General features: G+C 47.2%; 20 protein-coding genes. 6 read left to right on the top strand and 14 right to left on the bottom strand.

The features are described 5' to 3' along the window. Positions 1 to 88 precede the first annotated feature (88 nt). Complete coding sequence (gene mtnC / locus KO531_RS16380; protein WP_105253037.1) at positions 89 to 769, top strand: acireductone synthase; 681 nt, start codon at positions 89 to 91, stop codon at positions 767 to 769. 104 nt (positions 770 to 873) lie between these two features. Here mtnC and KO531_RS16375 read toward each other — a convergent pair whose 3' ends face one another. From KO531_RS16375 to KO531_RS16350, 6 genes are all read right to left on the bottom strand, one after another. Next, positions 874 to 1,965, bottom strand: coding sequence for a hypothetical protein (locus tag KO531_RS16375; RefSeq protein WP_219251706.1), 1,092 nt, complete (start codon positions 1,963 to 1,965; stop codon positions 874 to 876). Positions 1,966 to 2,234: 269 nt separating this feature from the next. Further along, a complete protein-coding gene (locus KO531_RS16370) occupies positions 2,235 to 2,621 on the bottom strand; it encodes a carboxymuconolactone decarboxylase family protein (RefSeq protein WP_219251705.1) in 387 nt (128 codons plus the stop codon). 209 nt (positions 2,622 to 2,830) lie between these two features. After that, a complete protein-coding gene (locus tag KO531_RS16365) occupies positions 2,831 to 3,187 on the bottom strand; it encodes a MerR family transcriptional regulator (RefSeq protein ID WP_198573875.1) in 357 nt (118 codons plus the stop codon). Positions 3,188 to 3,190: 3 nt separating this feature from the next. Continuing rightward, positions 3,191 to 3,586 (bottom strand): GFA family protein, encoded by a 396-nt coding sequence (locus KO531_RS16360; RefSeq protein WP_105250932.1) that lies wholly within the window; start codon positions 3,584 to 3,586, stop codon positions 3,191 to 3,193. Positions 3,587 to 3,611: 25 nt separating this feature from the next. Then, positions 3,612 to 4,190: an NAD(P)H-dependent oxidoreductase gene (locus KO531_RS16355; protein ID WP_219251704.1), complete on the bottom strand. Its 579-nt coding sequence runs from the start codon at positions 4,188 to 4,190 to the stop codon at positions 3,612 to 3,614. A gap of 67 nt (positions 4,191 to 4,257) precedes the next feature. Next, entirely contained in the window at positions 4,258 to 4,617 is a 360-nt protein-coding gene (locus KO531_RS16350; protein WP_219251703.1) for a MerR family transcriptional regulator, read from the bottom strand. A 197-nt stretch (positions 4,618 to 4,814) separates the two neighbouring features. Here KO531_RS16350 and KO531_RS16345 point away from each other — a divergent pair, with 197 nt between their 5' ends. Further along, the gene (locus tag KO531_RS16345) at positions 4,815 to 5,243 is read left to right on the top strand and encodes a thioesterase family protein (protein WP_113941276.1); all 429 of its coding nucleotides are present in this window, start codon (positions 4,815 to 4,817) and stop codon (positions 5,241 to 5,243) included. Between the two features lie 61 nt (positions 5,244 to 5,304). Then, the gene (locus tag KO531_RS16340; RefSeq protein WP_219251702.1) at positions 5,305 to 5,568 is read left to right on the top strand and encodes a GNAT family N-acetyltransferase; all 264 of its coding nucleotides are present in this window, start codon (positions 5,305 to 5,307) and stop codon (positions 5,566 to 5,568) included. A gap of 21 nt (positions 5,569 to 5,589) precedes the next feature. Here the strand turns inward: KO531_RS16340 and KO531_RS16335 are convergent, their stop codons facing one another. The 4 genes from KO531_RS16335 to KO531_RS16320 form a co-directional block, all read right to left on the bottom strand. Further along, entirely contained in the window at positions 5,590 to 6,138 is a 549-nt protein-coding gene (locus KO531_RS16335) for an HPP family protein (RefSeq protein WP_105250927.1), read from the bottom strand. A 123-nt stretch (positions 6,139 to 6,261) separates the two neighbouring features. Next, complete coding sequence (locus KO531_RS16330; RefSeq protein ID WP_219251701.1) at positions 6,262 to 6,672, bottom strand: thioesterase family protein; 411 nt, start codon at positions 6,670 to 6,672, stop codon at positions 6,262 to 6,264. Between the two features lie 125 nt (positions 6,673 to 6,797). Then, positions 6,798 to 9,254, bottom strand: a complete 2,457-nt coding sequence (locus tag KO531_RS16325) for a hypothetical protein (RefSeq protein ID WP_219251700.1) — start codon at positions 9,252 to 9,254, stop codon at positions 6,798 to 6,800. Positions 9,255 to 9,396: 142 nt separating this feature from the next. Further along, positions 9,397 to 11,205 (bottom strand): long-chain fatty acid--CoA ligase, encoded by a 1,809-nt coding sequence (locus KO531_RS16320; RefSeq protein WP_219251699.1) that lies wholly within the window; start codon positions 11,203 to 11,205, stop codon positions 9,397 to 9,399. A gap of 342 nt (positions 11,206 to 11,547) precedes the next feature. On the opposite strand from KO531_RS16320, the gene KO531_RS16315 reads away from it, so the two are divergent. The 3 genes from KO531_RS16315 to KO531_RS16305 all read left to right on the top strand — a co-directional run bounded on the left by KO531_RS16315 (position 11,548) and on the right by KO531_RS16305 (position 15,157). Next, on the top strand, positions 11,548 to 13,188 hold the full coding sequence (locus tag KO531_RS16315) for an alpha/beta fold hydrolase (RefSeq protein ID WP_219251698.1): 1,641 nt from the start codon (positions 11,548 to 11,550) through the stop codon (positions 13,186 to 13,188). Positions 13,189 to 13,191: 3 nt separating this feature from the next. Next, entirely contained in the window at positions 13,192 to 13,926 is a 735-nt protein-coding gene (locus tag KO531_RS16310; RefSeq protein ID WP_173242482.1) for an ATP-binding cassette domain-containing protein, read from the top strand. An 82-nt stretch (positions 13,927 to 14,008) separates the two neighbouring features. Continuing rightward, complete coding sequence (locus tag KO531_RS16305) at positions 14,009 to 15,157, top strand: ABC transporter permease (RefSeq protein WP_219251697.1); 1,149 nt, start codon at positions 14,009 to 14,011, stop codon at positions 15,155 to 15,157. 212 nt (positions 15,158 to 15,369) lie between these two features. Here KO531_RS16305 and mog read toward each other — a convergent pair whose 3' ends face one another. The 4 genes from mog to KO531_RS16285 form a co-directional block, all read right to left on the bottom strand. Beyond that, complete coding sequence (gene mog, locus KO531_RS16300; RefSeq protein ID WP_106648670.1) at positions 15,370 to 15,903, bottom strand: molybdopterin adenylyltransferase; 534 nt, start codon at positions 15,901 to 15,903, stop codon at positions 15,370 to 15,372. A gap of 318 nt (positions 15,904 to 16,221) precedes the next feature. Further along, positions 16,222 to 16,686, bottom strand: coding sequence for an NlpC/P60 family protein (locus KO531_RS16295; RefSeq protein ID WP_105250911.1), 465 nt, complete (start codon positions 16,684 to 16,686; stop codon positions 16,222 to 16,224). 135 nt (positions 16,687 to 16,821) lie between these two features. Continuing rightward, positions 16,822 to 17,559 (bottom strand): sulfite exporter TauE/SafE family protein, encoded by a 738-nt coding sequence (locus tag KO531_RS16290; RefSeq protein WP_113941215.1) that lies wholly within the window; start codon positions 17,557 to 17,559, stop codon positions 16,822 to 16,824. 234 nt (positions 17,560 to 17,793) lie between these two features. After that, positions 17,794 to 19,038: an MFS transporter gene (locus tag KO531_RS16285; protein ID WP_105250909.1), complete on the bottom strand. Its 1,245-nt coding sequence runs from the start codon at positions 19,036 to 19,038 to the stop codon at positions 17,794 to 17,796. Between the last annotated feature and the right edge of the window lie 23 nt (positions 19,039 to 19,061).

Genomic DNA, 19,061 nt, shown 5'->3' with positions numbered 1-19,061 from the left:
GGGTGAAATAGACTAGCCAATTTCACCAATAACGCTTAGGATCGGAGTTGCATTTTTTAGCCAACATATTGTGGAGTATCAAAACATTATGGGTATCAGAGCCATAGTCGTAGACACAGCAGGCACCACGACAGACCTAAACTTTATCCAAGATGTACTATTCCCCTATTCTGTCAAAGCCTTGCCAGACTTTTTAGAACAGAACCAACACAATGTATTGGTTGAAAACTGTATTTGTGACACTAAAGATATCGCCCTAGAGCCCGAGGCTGACTTAGCGCGTGTAACTGAGATCCTGCAACAGTGGGTCAACGAAGACCGTAAAGCTACGCCACTTAAAACCTTACAAGGGTTAATTTGGAAACAAGGCTATGCCCATGGCGAATTTAAGGGCCATATCTTCCCGGACTTTATTGAAGCGGTGAAACGTTTTAGCGCACAAAATCTGCGTATTTACAGTTTTTCATCCGGCTCTGTCGACGCGCAAAAACTGTTGTTCGGCCACAGTGACGGCGGCGATTTAACTGAAATGTTTAACGGCCATTTCGACACCCGCACGGGCAACAAATTAGATAAGCAGGCTTACTGCAATATCCTCAACACCATCAGCTTAAGCCCCAAACAAGTGCTGTTTGTGTCTGATGTTATTGAAGAATTAAAGGCTGCCGACGCTGCGGGTATGATGACCTGCCAAATGGTTCGCGACAGCAAGCAACGCACTGGCGAGTTCCGCAAAATCAGCAGCTTCGATGAGCTGCTGATTGAATAATGCGATTATTAAATAACGTGATGGTTGAATAGCACGATAGTCAACTCAAGCTGATTTAGCCGATAAAACGAAAGCGACCTTGTGGTCGCTTTTTAATAATTGACTCAATTACCCTTCACCGCCAGCGGAAACGCGGCCGAGATACATTTTTCCACCTCAAAACGATAACCATAATCCGCATTCTTATCGGGTGTGATCAACAATATCTCGTAATCATTTAATTCAATCACATTCGACTCGGCAGGCTTTTTACAACGCGAGCGGCCATTGGCTTCAAGTGAAAATGCGAACGTAGCTAGCCATTGCCGCACTAAGTACTGATATTGAGTTCGCACCGAGGCGTAGGCCTTTTTGCGCTCTTCCTCTTCCAGCTCGCTGTCATCATTACTATTCTCAGCCTTGCTCGATTTATCGCTTTCAGAGTCAAGAGCAGTCTGAGTTAGCTCTACAATCGGTACCGTCAGCACATCGGTCGCATCCGGCAACCGTCCCGATTTAGGCTCGCGAGGCGCATGCTTAGCGGCTTCTTGGGGAGAGGTAATAAAGTTGCCAAATGAGGTTTCAATGCGCGTCTCTAAATCAATTAACAGGCTCAAGTGATACAAAACCACAGTCGCTAGCACGATACGGATCAAAAAAGTCGTTTTGCGGAATGAAGCATGCGAGGTAAGCCGTAACGATTTGACGCCTAAAGGTTTAAGCAAAAAGATCAATATTAAATAGATAGGAATAATCAACTGTAATGCCAGCAGCACGATAGCGCTTACCATCAAAAACCAAGCGGGCATATAGAGTAAAATCGCTAAGTTATGGGTGTAATTGAGATCGCTTGCTGAGACCCCAACCACTTCGTTGACTATCGCGCCAGACCAGCCCAAAGCAAAGTTGGCAATCATCGCATAAAACAGCAACAACACAGCTTTGCCCGCCAAACTGTGCCAAACCCGCTCGAACACAGGCCAAAACTCGATAGCCATAGCGATTACGGCAATCACAGCGACCAACCCCATTAACTCACTACTAAAAGCCAATATCAAAGCAATAAGATACAGCTTTTGCGCAAAGGATAACTTAGCAACCCCTAGGATAAGACAGCGCCAGAACTTGCCCAAACCTAAACGGATGTCACTCAGTGATGGTAAGCTGAGCTTTCGCAAGTATTGGCGAGCCGAACCAATGTAACCGATTAAATTCATTATTCTTTTACATTCCATTGAAATAGTAAGACGGGCAACATTTGCCACTGTAATGTGCAAAGCACAGTGATGGCAACTGTGCCACTCAATATCGGTACATTGGTAACTTTGGCTATCTCTAGCCAAAGTCGAACGTTCTGTTTAGAGTCGAATGAAAGCCCTGCAACACCCCATCGCCAGTTTAAATCCAACTAAAATGAACTTGAGAGAGGAAATTAAAGCGGCCTTATGGTCACTTTTGCAAATCGATAAACCTGACTCAGGACTAACTAAACGACGCTTAACTCCCGCTCAGAAAATACGGTTTTAGCGGCAAACATGCCATTAAGTGCAGCAGGAAAGCCAGCATAAACCGACATTTGCAATATCACCTCAACAATTTCCTGCGGCGTACAACCCACATTCAATGCGCCATTAATATGTACGTTTAACTGTGGCTGGCAATGCCCTAGCGCCGTGAGTGCGGCAACTGTCACTAGCTCTCGCGTCTTAAGGTCGAGCCCTTCACGCTGATAAATATCCCCAAAAGGATATTCGATAATGTACTTGCCTAAGGCAGGGCAAATATCGGCAAGACTGCGGATGACTTTCTCCCCCGCCTCACCGTCGATTTCAGTCAGTTTAGCGAGGCCCTGCACATATCTTTGATTACTCATTTTTAGCTCCTGTTGGATTAAATCACAGCAAGCAGCCTAAACCTTAGAGTTAACTCTAAGTCAATGGTTCATTGATGGATGACACAGGCAATGCGGATCAGTAAAACTGGCCCTCTGTTTTGCCCGCCGACTAGAGACACAAGCAAGCAAATAGAAAAGTAAATAATATTAGCTTTTTAGCATTTAACCACAAATGTTAGCGACTGAGCTTAGCCACTAAAATGAGTTTGGTAATAGTGAATTTTTTGCTTAAGGGCAGCCAAATGCTCCTGCTCTTGGCGAATACGCTCAGCCAATTGTGTTGCATGTTGCTCGAGCAACTGCTGTCGCTGGCCAGCGGTTGCATCGCCTTGGGCACGCAACTCGGCATAGGTCAATATCTGCTTTAACGGCATGCCCGTTTCTTTTAAGCGATTGATAAACCCAATCCATTCCGCTTCTTTCGCCGCATAATCACGATGCCCGCTGCCATTTCGAACGACAGACTGCAGTAGGCCAATTTTCTCGTAATATCTGAGCGTATGCGCCGACAGTCCAGTGAGTGCAGCAAACTGACCTATATTCATAATCTAACGATCCGCAGGATGGTTAACGCCATCATTCGTGGGCACATTTTCGAGATCGAATGGGTTAACCCCTTCGAGGCAACCAATGTTGTAACCATACTCATGGGGATTGGAACGTCGCTGGTGATGGGTGTAAATACCGCAGATAGAGCAGAAGTAGTGTTTGGCAGTTTTGGTATTGAACTCATAGAGTTTCAGTGCATCCTCCCCCTTGAGGATCTTAATCCCCGCCAGCGGCACAGAGCCAACCATTGCGCCCTTACGGCGACAGATAGAGCAATCGCAACGGCGTGGATTTTCGATGCCATTAGGCAATGACAACTCCAATACCACGGCACCGCAATGGCAGGACGCTCTGTGTTTTGGCTGAATAAGAGTATTGCCCACTTGTTTAATCACAGCCCACTCCTTGTTTCGCTAGATTCTACAAACCTAAATTCCCCAGCCGCTGCACCAACGCTCGCCATTGTTGCAATTGCGGCTCCTTAGTACTCATCACTGGCCCCAACATATTGGACTTAGCCCGCTTAAAACCACTAAAAACTAAAGTGGCGGTATCAAGCTGTTTCAGCGCGGGAGCGCCTTGAAACCACTTGTAATACCAAGGCGGCGTGTCCATAGTCATGATAATTCGCGAAGTTTTATGGCGCAGCAACTTAGCGGGTATCAATTTACCTTTCTCATATTGAAATGCAAATCCAGATAAAAATGTCCTATCGATTAAGCCTTTAAACTTAGCAGGAATACCGCCCCACCAAATCGGTGTGATAATCACCACATGCTCCGCCCACTGGATATTCGCTTGAAACGCTAGCAAATCGGCTTCGAGTGGCTGAGGTTGACGATAACCATAGGTCAGATTCGGGTCAAAATTCAGCTCAGCTAGTTTGACGATTCTCACTGAGTGTTTATCTGCCGCCGCTTGGACATAGGTTTCAGCCAGATGCTCACAAAAACTCTGCGCCTTAGGATTACCACAGATCACTAAAATCTTTTTTGCCACGATGAAACTCCATAACAGTCAATGTGGCAAATAGCATAAACTCTGCCCCTAAGGGGAGAGTCAAGACCTAAGGTAACAGCTGCGATTCACAGGAGGTGAGCCCATCAATACAGGCATCTAACTGAGTGACTTTATGTTCTAACTCACTTATCTGGCGTAAAAAATCCGCTTTAATACCCAACAAAAAAGCCTGCACTGTGGCTAACTGAGCATGCTTATCGCCTTGTTCGAGTAAATCTTTTAGTTGGATAAGCTTAATGCCGAGGGCTTTGGCCTCTTTGATCAGCAACAACAGCCTAATATCCGCCGCACTATAAATACGATAACGCCCCTGACGTGCGGGAGTGTCGATTAGCCCCCACTCCTCATACAAGCGAATCGCTTTTATCGACAGCCCTGTTTGCTTTGCCGCTTGTCCAATATACATAGTTCAACCTAACCCGTTAAAGACATTACTCATATCTGCATTGCTTGCCATTATCAGCCACAGTATCAGCTTAGGCCAAGACTTGTCGCAGCAATCTTATGCTGCTAGTCTGGCCGCTTAAACGAGCGTTTTAACTTGGGATTTTTATCATGGGATTTAAACAAGAACAGTTGCAAGAAGATGTACAAGAACAGGCAATGGAAAAGTTTCTCGCACAGCACCCTATCGTTACCCAAATCCCCGTTGCTTGGGGCGAAATGGATGCTTTGCAGCATGTTAATAATGTGGTGTATTTCCGCTATTTTGAAACGGCACGTATCGACTTTTTCAATCGTCTCTTCCCGCTAGATACCCTGTATAAATCCGGTATTGGCCCCGTAATCAGCGAAAATCAGGCTCGCTATAAACGCCCAGTGACTTTCCCCGATACTTTATTGGTGAGTGTCAGTATTAGCGATATTCACAGCGATAGATTTACCATGCATTACCAGGCTTTTAGTAAACAGCAGCAGGCAGTAACGACGTTAGGTACTTCAGTCGCGGTGATGTTTAACTTTAAAACGGGCAAAAAAGCTGAGTTACCAGCAGAACTGCTGACAATTCTCAAACAACACGAAATCGCTTAAGCTATTAAAATCAATAACGAATTGCCAGCACACTTTAAGCCACTCCTTGAGGGAAGCATGTATGTCAGATAACGAAAATATCGAGATCGCCATTGAACATCAACAGGATAGACAGCGTTTTATTATCCCTGTCGACGGCTATGAAGCCGTGTTGGAATACCGATTATCAGGCAAGGATATCGATTTTAGCCGCACCTTTGTCCCCAACGAACTGCGCGGTAAAGGCCTTGCCGAACGCTTAGTGCGCCACGGCTTAAAGTGGGCTAAAGGCCAAGAGTTTACTATCCAAGCCACCTGCTGGTATGTACAGAAGTTTTTAAAATAGGCAGATTTAAAAACGAGTTCGCTAAATCCAATAAACAGGGTAATGGCGCTTGGGATCGGTGGAGAGATTATTGACCACCAGCGCAACCAGTAAGAGTAATACTGAGCCGAGGAACACTGGCATTAACGCGTAAAGAAAGCCGAGTTGATGCACGTTTTCACCGCCAATCACGGCAATCAATGCCGTTGCTCCGCCCGGAGGATGAAGAGTGCGAGTCAGGTACATGAATGCGATAGACAGGGATACCGCTAAGGCGCTCGCCAGCACCACATAATCGCCACACACTTGGTACACTGCGACCCCAATTAAGGCCGATAACACACTGCCACCAATCAAGTTACGCGGCTGAGAAAACTCCGCCAGCGGTGCACCGTACACTAGCACAGCCGACGCGCCGAACGAGCCAATGACAAACATAGTGTCGACGAGGTTTTCACTCATATAATTTGCGAGACTCGCGACCAAGTAAATGCCACAGAAAGCCCCAATCCATGACCACACAATCTTTTTAAGTGGCTGTCTTGGTGGACAAATGTCCTTCGATCGCATGCGGGTAAAATAGAATCTCATGGTTAATCCGAACCGATAAAAATTAAGCGATACAGACAAGTGATCTGCATCACGGTTAACGGGTCGACAAATTAACGCTTCAGCAGCGCAATTGCAATTGCGCTGACCGAAAGAGTAAGCAGACTAAGCACTTTCACCATTCAGATTAGCGAGCATTTCGCGGATTTCTTCAGGAATCGGGCGGCTTTTTTCACTGCTGTAATCGTAGTGCACTAAGGTAGTTTTTACTTCGGCGGTCTTGTTGCCCGCTTGCCAACAGGTTTGGGTCAGTTCGAAGCTGCTATTGCCGATACGGCTAACATAGGTTTTTACTGTGACACTCTTGCCATAGTAAGTCGGCGCGATAAATACCACGGTAAACCCCGCGACGATTAAGTTCCACTGATGCAAATCTAACTCGGGATTAAAAATCTCAAAGATTGGCGTGCGCGCCGCTTCGCACCATACGGGGATAACAGTGTTGTTGATATGACCTAGGCCGTCGGTTTCAGTAAATCTTGGATTGATTTCGAGACTGTATTCTGTGGCTGACATGCAAACTTCCTTTTTATTATTTTATGAATGGAAGAGCGTGGTGATTAACGTAATTAAACCAACCACCAAACTCATCCATTATCCTAAGCCAAACAGGTTCTAGCCACTAGCCCAAACCCAGCATTTTAAAACTGACAACTCGCCGTTTCTGGGGTTTGCTTGCCGTTAGCATCGTACTTTTTAAGGCATCCAGCCTTACCCATATCATACATTTTCTCGTATTCTAACTTGCCATTTTTATAAGACTTATACACCCCATGAGTTTTTGGGTTCTCTAAGTGATAAATCTTACGGCCCTTAGTGATATGTGAGTAATCGGCAAAACCCGGCTCTTCGGAATAGATGACACCGTTAATGTAGCGCTTGTGGATCACATGCTGTTCATCGATACGCAGCATTTCATTCGCTATCTTGCCATTCATGTCGTAACACACTTTATCCACGGCATAATTGCTATCGAGGTCTTCAATACAACTCACGGCACCATTATCAAAGTACTCCCGCTGTATACCGCAGCGCGCAATGGCGTTATCCCAGTAGTAAGGTTCACCGTTCCACATTTCGCCTTCTTGCTGGCAGTAGTTCCACAGGCTTCTTAATTGCCCATTAGGATAGAAACTATAATGGGGGCCAGAGACACGGTTATTCACTTGGTGACCATACCGGGAGAGTGAGTAACCACCATCAGTGGAATAACTGATACTTGGGCCGTATTCCTTACCCGCTTTGTACGTTTTTAAATTTAATAAACGGCCATTTGAATCAAACTGATATTCTTTATCTACAGCGCCATTGGTGTAATAAGCCAATTTATACAGGGAGCCGCTGCTATGATACTCGCGTTGCTCACCGTGTTTTATCGATGAAATTGCTTCATTTTTGCCATTAATCACCCCTTCACAATCATCTGAGTAGGGATTCTCACGCATAATACATTCATCGTGCGAAGGCTTAAGCGTCACCGCTTCATTGAATTTATAACTCGTTAGTTCAGTCAGCTCACCGTTCTGGGGATTAAAGCGCATTTGCTGACCATCCAGCTCTCCTTGGCGGTAGTTAGCGATATCCACCACGACATTCGGACTTGAATACCAAATACTCTGACCATTAAGGCGACCCTGCTCATAATGGCGGGTATTAAACATCAGATTATTTTTGTCGAATGATTTAGACTCTCCTTGACGTAAGCCATTGACATAATTCACTTCGGTACGAGTCCCATCTTCGGCTTTAAATACCCAAGGGCCAGTGCGTTTTCCTGCAAGATAGGCGCCTTCACCTACTTGATCACGGAAATGTCCGCTCGTCACTTTATCGACCCAAGGACCTTGTTTGACACCCTTTTGATATTGGCCTTTGCTGCCATCAGCCTCAAGCCACTCGCCATCTTTTACGCCATTAAGATAAATACCTTTTGCCACTAATCGCTTATCGCCTTCTGCACTGGAGTCATAATCGGGCTCATAGACTTCGTAGGGGCCGTCGAGCACATCCTGATTGTAATGGGCAAAACCAAAGCTATCGGCCTCATCGAACATCGACTGTGCAATCCATTTACCTTGCTTTTTACCGTCAAGATATTCGCCTTCCCAATAAATGGCTTGGTTCTCTGTCTCCATCCACTTACCGACTTTTTTGCCCTGTTTGTAGTTACCAGAGTAAACCACGCTACCATTGCGACCATCGTAGGCTGCATACGGGCCATCGAGCACGCCTTGGGCATAATGACTTTCACTGGCAAGCCCTGCCCAAGTACTCGCCATGCTCATACTCATAAAATCGTAGGATGGGCCAGTTTTAGGGATCACGGCACCACCACTTTTAAGCCAATCAAAGTCATCGGCCTCAAAGGCCACACTCACTAATACAAAACTGCCGTCTTCTTCGCTATAACCACTGCGATCAAAGGTGGTCACTAAGCTATATTGGCGCTCAATCCCTTGGGCATCTTTATCTTTGCGAGTGAGTGGATAACGTAATTTATATTCGACGGCGGTCTTCACATCGACGGGTGAACCTTCGGAATTACGATAACCCACTAAGGTCGGCTTGAGCTTAGTAGAACCATCGACAATCGCTTTAATGGCGGGATCTTCAATCGCGTCAACATCATAGGTCATACGGTATTGTTGCGGCGGAATTTGGCTTAACACTTTACGAACGCTACCCACGGTAAACGAGGTTAAGGTTGGTGCCACTTCATCGAGCACAACCTGTAGACGGGGGAGTTTTGTGAGATCATCCCCTTCAAAACCATAGCCCCGTAAATGCTGACCATCGGCATCTTTAAGCATGACAACCACTTCTTTGGTGCCACCTTTATCAAAATCGAGGTAAAAAACCGCAACCACTTCAGCAGAACCATAATCATCAAGACGCACGCCGGGCGCATCGCCATAGAGCATTTCGCCCCACACTTTATGATCTTTTTGATAGAAATTGAGCCATTGCCCGTTAGGCAAGTCCACTGGGCCATGGACGATTTTGTCGTAATCCTCAGCGTCAGCTGCAGGAATGACAGTTAAAGAAGATAACAACACCGCACTCACTGCAGTGAATAAACTACGAATCGAAAGTTCCATTTAACTACACCTTTTATACCGACGCCTCGCGCCTCATGCGCACCAGTAAACGGGGCGAATTTTAAGCGAAGAAAAGCACTTCAGGAAGTAGTAGATAAAAAAAAGGCCGCTTCTGCGGCCTTTAGCAACAACAACTTAACAATTAGTTGTTGTACATAGCATTTATTTCATGGGCGTATTTATGGTAAATCATCTTGCGGCGCAGCTTGAGCGTTGGGGTGATTAAACCAGCTTCCATCGAAAACGCTTCAGGCAACAGAGTGAACTTTTTAATCTGTTCAAAACCAGCCAACTCATGCTGTAACTGCTTTAAGCGCTGCTCAAAATGCTCAACCACATGACTATGGCGCAGCAATTCTAAAGGTGACTCATACTTCAGCCCTTTGTCCTTCGCCCACGCTTCCAGTGACTCAAACGCTGGCACAATCAAGGCGGTCACATAATTACGCGCATCAGCAATAATCGCCACTTGCTCGATAAAAGGACAACAGCCTACGGCGCCCTCAACCCTTTGCGGCGCGATATATTTACCGTTAGAGGTCTTCATCAATTCTTTAATACGATCGGTAATAAATAAATTGCCGTTCGCATCGAAACGCCCTGCATCGCCAGTTTTTAACCAACCATCTTCAAACGCAGCGGCGGTATCTTCAGGACGATTGTAATAGCCGCGCATCACAGTGGCGCCGCGGACTAAAATCTCATCGTCCTTACCTAGCTTAATTTCGGTTTCCAGCAAAGGTTGTCCATTGGAACCTGGCACTCGATTACCCAAGGTATTGCAGGTCACAGTCGCGTTAGTTTCTGTCATACCGTACCCACAAAGTACCGGAATATTAATCGCATGGAAGAAACTACCGACATTCACATCTAAGGCTGCCCCACCGCAAGGCATAAACTTCAAACGGCCACCAAGCACAGCCTGCAGCTTGCTATACACCAGCTTGTGCGCCAAACGCCATTGCAGCGACAACCACAATCCACCCTTAGCACGACCTTGGCCAACTTCGAACTGATGTTGGCCGACGCGCATCGCCCAAGCAAACAACTTCTTACGACCGTCGGCTGATTTGGCGACTTTATCTTGTACGGCGCTATACACTTTTTCGAGGAAACGCGGCACCACACACAAGGTATGTGGACGCACGGCGCTAATCGCCTCTTTCACTCTTTGGGTATTTTGCAGATAGACGTTATGGCCGCCACGGCACAAGACGTAGAAACTCCAACTGCGCTCAAATACATGGCTCAATGGCAAAAATGCCAAAGACACATCGCCAGAATGGAAGGCCAGTTTTTGATCGTGCTGGCGTATGGTAGACGCCATATTACGGTAATCCAGCATCACGCCCTTAGGATCGCCCGTCGTGCCGGAGGTATAAATTAAGGTCAGTAAATCATCGAGATTTGCAGCTTGTAAACGCTGATTAAGCTCGGCTTCTTGCTCAATGTTTAACTGAGTGTCACCCGCCAGTAGGGTATCTAGATGCCAATGCTGATTGGCCTTATCGGCAGCGAGTGTCACGCTGGCATCGAATACAATCACATGCTCTAGGCTTGGGCATAAGGCTTGCAACTCACACGCCATGGCGTATTGCTTAGCATCGTCGACAAAAATCACTTTAGCGGTGGCGTCGTTAACGATAAAGCTCGCCTGTTCGACGGTACTGGTGGGATAAATTGGCACCACAACGGCGCGAGTTTTGAGAGTGCCGACATCGGCACAAGTCCACTGCGGGCAGTTTTGCGCCAGAATAACGCAACGGTCTTGCACTTGTACGCCAAGTTCGATCAACACTTGTGCAATTTTACTGCTGATTTGGTCGAAGGCTTGCCAACTCACCTGATACCAAGGAGCGGCCATTTCAAAACCTTCCAGCGCTACTGCGTCTTTTAAAGACTCACTCTGCTGCTGTAGTAGTCGAATAACATGATATTGATCGAGAGACATAAGAGACTCACCTTTTTAGCTTACAAGTGTACCGCTTTTGCAGCATTCTACCTGAAGGCCAAATAAAAACTAAGAGTTTTTGCTCTAATGTTGTGCAAATGTCGCCCAAATCACGCTGTAAATAGGCTTTTATCTGCTAATGACATCGCCTTGCCAGAGTTTTTCTTATCCCCAAAAAAACACAACTTGTTCGTTTCAGTGCTTGTAAATAGGTTCACAACAACTTAGGTTGACATGAAAAACGCCCAGCACTGCCCGCTCACACCTTGTTAACACATTAATATACCGATATTTTGTATCTAAATTTACAACTCGTCCTGAAATGCAAAAAGGAAAGCGCGCATGATAGATAGCATGACACACAGGAAGTTAAGCAACACAGTTCAACGCCTTGTGCCAACTCAGCCACGCCATGGTGCGACTAGTGCCACATGGCGCACGCGTACTTTGAGAATGAGCGCCCTCATACTGGCAATGGCAAGTACGGCGACGTGGGCGAGTGATGTGAAAAGCCAAGAGACACAAGCGACAGCTGATATAGCTAGGAACATGGCGAATGACACCGACACTTGTTATGTGGAAGGCGTATCCGATCGTCTAAACTGCGGTTTTGTGACTGTGCCAGAAAACCCTAACAAACCCGATGGCAAACAGATCCAAGTGCATTACGTTGTTTTGCCTGCGGTGAAAAATGCCAACCATGAAGAAGCCTTGCTGGCGATTGCAGGCGGCCCAGGACAATCGGCCATAGAGAACGCGGCAGGTTTCGATGCCATGCTGAGCAAAGTCCGCCAACAGCGGGATATTTTACTGATCGATCAAAGGGGCACTGGCCGTTCGAATGTACTGGCCTGCGATGAAGGAGCTCAATCTCCACTGTCCTTCGATGACGATAATGTCGATACCTTAGCCGAAACGCAAAAATGCTTAGCCAAAATTGATGCCGACGTGACTCAATACGGCAGCCTCAATGCGATTAAAGACTTCGAAGCCGTACGAGCGCACTTAGGCTATAAAAAACTGCATATTTACGGCATCTCCTACGGCACTCGTATGGCGCAGCTTTACATGCGTTTATACCCGGCACACTTAGCCACAGTGACCTTAGACGGCATAGTGCCGATGCAACAAAGCGTATTAGAAATTGGCTCGGCGATTGATCGTGGCTTCGACTTATTATTTAAGGATTGCCAAGCAACCGCCGCCTGTAACAGCCAATTTCCCCAGTTAAAGGCAGACTTTGAGCGAGTCGACGCTAAGCTCGCCACTGGCCCTGTGATGGAAAACGTTTACGATCCCGTCACGGGCGAAAAAACCATGTTGACCATGACGCGCGGTAAATTCTCTGGTTCGATCCGCATGGCGCTGTATCAAGCCAATGTGCGCGCCCTCTTGCCCCATGCGATTCATCAAGCATCGAAAAACAACTTCCAACCCATACTCGGCCTATATGCCCTCACTATCGACAATGCTGGCATGGCGATGGGCATGCACGCCTCTGTGGTCTGTGGCGAAGATATGCACCGCATTACCCCAACCATGCGCGAGCAGGCCAAAAAATCCTTTATGGGCAGAACCATGCTCGAAGGCTTAGAGGCGACTTGTTCAGTATGGAAAGTCCCTGCGGTCGATGACAGCTTTAGCGAGCCCATTAACAGTAACATTCCGACCTTGTTGTTATCCGGCGAAATCGACCCCGCCACCCCACCAAGCTGGGGCGAGTTAGCCATGGAAAAACTCACCAATGCCAAGCACTTTGTCGCTCCTTATGCGACCCACGGTGTGGCCTATCAATCCTGCGCCAATAACCTGATTGCCGATCTCGTTCGCTCGGGCTCAGTCAACGATCTCGACGGCGAATGTTTGAACAAAGATGTGCGCCGTAGCTTTTATTTAAATGCCAGCTCGGTAGAACCGCTTAATGCGACCAGCACAAAAACCACGACAACAGATGATCACGCCAGCACTGGAGCTAAGGAATAAGCCATGATTAAAGTATCCCATCTTTCCAAGCGCATCGGTGACGTGCAGGCGCTGAATGACTTAAGTTTCGTCGCACAAAACGGCCAAATCACAGGATTACTCGGCCCGAACGGGGCAGGTAAAACCACCTGTTTACGCACTATCTTTGGCCTGCTGAAACCCGATAACGGCAAGGCTGAAATCGAAGGCATAGATGTCGCCATCGACCCTATTGGCGCTAAGCAGCAACTCGGGCTATTCCCCGACCCTTTTGGTCTGTATGAACGCTTAACACCACGGGAATACATTCGCTATTTTGCCGAGCTGAGCGGCTTATCACCCAAGGAGGCCAAAGAGGCCACCAGCCAAGTGATTGCGAAATTGCGCCTCGAAGACATTAGCGATCGCCGCTGCAAAGGCTTCTCCCAAGGACAAAGAATGAAAACCGCCCTCGCACAGGCAATCGTCCACAGCCCGAGCAATATTATCCTCGACGAGCCGACCCGTGGGCTGGATGTGATGAGCACTCGCCTACTGCGTGACATTCTTATCGATCTTAAAAATCAAGGACATTGCGTGCTGTTCTCTAGCCATGTGATGCAGGAAGTCGCCGCTCTGTGTGACCAAGTGATCGTCATGGCCCAAGGCAGAGTCGTCGCCATTGGCAGCCCAACAGAGCTTTGCATTCAAACGGGCAAAGACTCGCTCGAAGAAGCCTTTATTCAACTTATCGGCACGGATGAAGGGATAGCGGCATGATGACTCAAACTAACAAGAATGCAGGCAGCATCAATGATGTACAAGCTCAGATAGATAAGATCATGGATAAGGGAATGACAGCATGAATAAAATAATCGCTATGGTTCGTAAAGAACTCATCGATGCCGCCCGCGATAAGCGCTCTGTGATGGCGGGTCTGTACTACGCCATAGGCACACCGTTGATCATGTGCGGCCTATTTATGGTGTTAATTGGCCAGCTAACCAGCCCCGATGATTTGAAAATCACCATTAAAAATCCCGATAAAGCACCGGATTTAGTAAGATTTTTATCAAATAAAGGCATCACTCAAGGCGCAGCCGATGGCTCTGACGCCAAAGACCTTAAAGCAATAGAACTGATCATCAGCACCGACTATGCCGCGCAAATGAACCAAGGCAAAAGCGCCGAAATCACTATCGTGGCCGATAATTCAGAGGAGAAACTGCAGAACTCGATTCGCAGACTCGAGAAACAACTACAGGCCTACAGCGCTGAAATGGGCAGTTTACGTTTAATTGCCCGCGGTATCGACCCGCGCGTGGTGCAGCCGCTCAAGGTGAATGTGCAAGACAAAGCCACCACAGACTCTAAGGGTGGAATGATCTTAGGTATCGCCATTTTCACTATGATTTACTCGGTATTTATCTCGGGCATGAACCTAGCTATCGACACCAGTGCCGGTGAGCGCGAACGCAACTCCTTGGCCCTGCTATTGAGCCATCCGCTGACCACTCGCCAATTAGTGCTCTCAAAAATTATTGCGGTAAGCTTGTTCGCTTTGCTCGGTTTAGTGCTGATCTTGCTGGTGTCTAAAATCGCCTACGCCTTTGTGCCATGGCAGGAATTAGGCTTTAGCGTCAACATCACCACAGAATTTATGCTGCTGATGTTAGTGGTCGGCATCCCCGTCGCGTTAATGGCCGCTTGTCTGCAACTGTTTGTGTCTTTTATGGCGAAAACCTTTAAGGAGGCTCAGTCCTATCTGACTATGGTGCTATTTGTGCCCTTAGCCCTGTCGATGGCCGCCAGTTACAACATAGCGCCAGATATGCTGCAGTGGTTGCCCGTCTCGGGTCAGCAACAGGCATTAATGGACTTTATCAAAGGTAAAGACTTGCCCATGCTGCAGTTACTGGTTTCGACCTTAGGCACACTCGCCATTGCGGTATTGCTCGCCTTTGGCATGGAAAGGTCACTCAAGAGTGAAAAAGTGATCTTCGGTTTATAGGGCGCTTCGATTGATAAACTTGGGGACAAAGTGACTCAACTCAGCCTACAAAACTAAGACTAATTGAGCGAGTACAAGTGCTTGAAAAAATAGTGACAGAGCCAGAGTACGAGCTAAAGCAGCAGATTAATCAGTTATGAACCCTAAGCTCCTCAAACAACAAAGCCACTGGATTTTCAGTGGCTTTATTTTTTTACAGGCTAGATAGAAGCTTACTTAGCCTTAGGCCTGAATGGTTTGATAACCGACTCATTGCACTCTAAATACGGGCCTTCCATCAAATCGATACAGTAAGGAATGGCGGGGAACACGGCATCTAAACATTCGCGAATCGATTTTGGTTTGCCGGGCAAATTCACAATCAATGAATCGCCACGTAACCCTGCGGTTTGACGAGACAAAATGGCGGTAGGCACAAATTTTAATGACTCGGCGCGCATCAACTCACCGAAGCCTGGCATCATGCGATCGCAGACGGCTTCTGTCGCTTCTGGGGTGACATCGCGTTTCGCTGGGCCAGTGCCGCCCGTAGTGACAATCAAGCAGCAATCCTGCTCGTCGGCCATTTTGATCAGCGTCGCTTCAATCACATCCTGCTCATCGGGGATCACTTGATAAATCGGCTCCCACTCGCTGGTGAGATAGTCGTTGAGCGTGTCGATAATCGCCTTGCCTGAGATATCTTCATAAATTCCCGCGCTGGCGCGATCGCTGACCGTCACAATACCGATTTTTGCTTTGCTCATAGGAAATCCCCAATGATGTTGAAATGAAACATGCCGAAGTGAAAATTGTCGACATCAAGCATGGAAGAAGCCGCTACAGCTTCGACCTTAAGCCGCAGCTAAAATAGCATAAATGCTCAGGAAAGGGGGCGACTAAAACGTGATGGGGTTCGCGCAACACCGTTTAAACACTCGGAATTTAAAAATTGTTCATTGATGACAAACGCCTTCCCCAAAGCAAAGCAGCATTGGGCCGATAAAAACATGCCATAAAGGGAGATTGGCTCAGGCATTCTCACTGCAAGTTGAGCCATTCAAAAGATAAAAACGGTCAAAGGGCTAAATCCGCCGTGCATTCCAATACTTAGACGCCCAATAACTGTTATGCAGGCTCGAAATCTTCACCCCTTGGCTAGTGGAAACGTGGAGAAAATTATCGCCTCCTACATAAATGCCGACATGGTGTGTGCTCCAACCTGTCTTGAAAAATACCAAGTCACCCTTGCGCAGTTGATTTCTCGGCACAGGTTTACCTAAAGCTTGTTGCTCTTCGACTGTGCGCGGTAAGGTCATACCCAACATCTTCTGATAGGCGACAGACACAAAAGCCGAGCAATCTATGCCACGCTTAGTGCCACCACCAAGGCGATAAGGTACTCCGCGCCATTCAGAATGCAGTTCGGAGATATTGCTATCATTCCAAACCGTGGCGGGTTCAACTTGCTTTACCACAGGCTTAGGTTCTGGCGCGCTAGCACAAGCGCCAAGGCCTAAGGCTAAGATAACTATCAGTAATCGTTTCATAGCTTCAAACTCATTGCAGGCAGGTTTCACAGTAACGTAATTTTGAGTTTTTATCAGGTAAATTCAGGCGGCTGGGGATCAAAACGCCCCAACACCCGCGCACTCTAGCAGACTAATATAACCTAAAGCTTAAAACTATAACGCCGTCCACAATAAACGCACACCCACCAGCACCATTAAAATCAAGATGATGCGTTTAAATAACCTATCGTCAATTTTATCTTGAATGAACAAACCTAACTTTACCCCTAACCATGCAAGCGGCACCAATAACAGAGAAACGATAATATTCTCTTGGTTAATCTGCCCAAGCAAACTGTAAGGAACAAGTTTAACCAGATTCACCACCGCAAAAAACACCACGGCAGTGGCTAAAAACTCTGCCTTGGCCAAGCGCAACGGCAACAAATAAGCGTTAAGTGGCGGCCCGCCCGCATGGGCAACAAAGCTAGTAAATCCTGCTGTTAAGCCACACAAGCGCCCAACCAGAGGTGAAGGTGATGCTTGAGTTTTATCCCCAAGGATCAAACCATACAAACCAAAACCTAAGGACACACAGCCTAGAATCACCCGTAAGTAATCTTCGTTTAATCGATCGAACAACAGATAAGCGATAAAAATTCCCACAATCGCCGCGGGTAAGAGGATCCATAAATGACGCGGATTATGTTGCCCCCACCAGGAACGAACACTTAAAAAATCCATATAAATCAGCAGTGGTAACATGACTGCCGCCGCTGTAGCAGGGCTAATGGCCAGCGCCAATAGCGGGACAGTTAAGCCGCCCACGCCACCCGCAAAACCGGATTTAGAAATCCCAGTAATCAATACTGCAGGTATCGCCACCAACCAAAAAAGAGGGTCCGTTAACATCAACACATCCTGAATAACGCTTTATGGCTATCAAGTTACCTGTTGTTGGTGTGATAAAAAAGAGGCAGCACAGAGCTAACATCAAAAGTGCAATCACATAGATAAGTCAATGAGCCTTAAATGAATAACAACCTCGCCCATAAAATACGGAATAAAAAGTAAAAAATCCGCAGTCATTTGGCTGCGGATTTTTTGTGTTAGCTTTTGGCTAAAGAGGAAAAGCTTAGCTTGCGCCTATGCAGATTCGGCCGTCATATTCACTAAGCGAGGCGTACTCTTAGTCGCTCTCTTAGCTGACGCAGGAGTTTTGGGCTCAGGCATACGAATGGTTAATGACATGACTAACGCCACCACCAGCAACACTAAAATCACGTTGAAGGTTGCAATAAAGCCACCAAATAACGAGGCGACAATCGAACCGATAATACTGCCGATACCGAAACCTAAGTAGATAACCCCATAGTTTTTAGTCAGGTTATTCAGGCCGAAGAAGTCGCTCACCAATGATGGATAAACAGTGATAGTACCGCCAAAACTAAAGGCAACGCAGGCAACCGCAACGAAGAACAGGTTAGCATTCAAAGGAATGAACAACAGTAACACCATACCGACTAAGGTGATGATCTGCGCCAGCGAAATAACCCGAATGCGAGGGATTTTGTCCGACAGTATACCCAGCACTAAACGACCACTGAGGTTCGCCATAGCAATCACAGCAACAGCATTGGCGGCGACCAGTACAGGCAAGTCGACCATCTTCTCGCCGATATCTTTAGCCACACCAATCACATACAAACCACTCATACAGGCCGACAGGAACATCAGCGCCAGCATCCAGTATTGCGGCTTACGCATGGCTTCTGCGAGAGTGAAGTCGCGGCTTTCGGCTTGCTGACTTGCGGCTGATTGTGCAGGCGCATCTTTCATCAACATACCGCCACATAACACCAGCGCCATGGCGATCAGGCCCCACAGTTGGAAGGTGGTTTCAAGGCCAGTGTTTTCGAGTAACAGCACGTTAATGTATTTAAATCCGAGGCTACCTAGACCATAAGCGCCAATCGCTAACGCCGAAATCAGCCCTTTGCGTTCAGGGAACCACTTCACGCAGTTAGACAAGGTCATCAAGTAGCCAGTGCCATCGGCAAAGCCCACTAAAATCCCTGCGCACAGGTAAAGCATCATCAAGTTACTGGCTTGGGCAGTGAGTAAGAATCCAACACCGAGTAACAGGCCTGCGCCTAAGGTGACATTACGTACGCCAAAGCGTTCCTGTAATTTGCCCGCCATGGAAGATGCCACGGCCAAAGACAAACTCAGCAAACCAAACACAAATGCCACTTGGCTGACGGGTTCGTCGAGCTTAACGGCCAACTGCGCATTGAACAGGCTCCAAGTGTAAACTGAGCCGAGTGCAAACTGGGTGATAATAGTACCAACTAAGGTCAGGTACCGAGTACGGTTCATCTCTTTAGTCATGATGCATCTCGCTTTAGGGGATC

Source organism: Shewanella sp. NKUCC06_TVS (assembly GCF_019345515.1).
GTDB lineage: Bacteria > Pseudomonadota > Gammaproteobacteria > Enterobacterales > Shewanellaceae > Shewanella > Shewanella oncorhynchi.
This window is presented reverse-complemented; position numbering and strand designations above follow the sequence as displayed.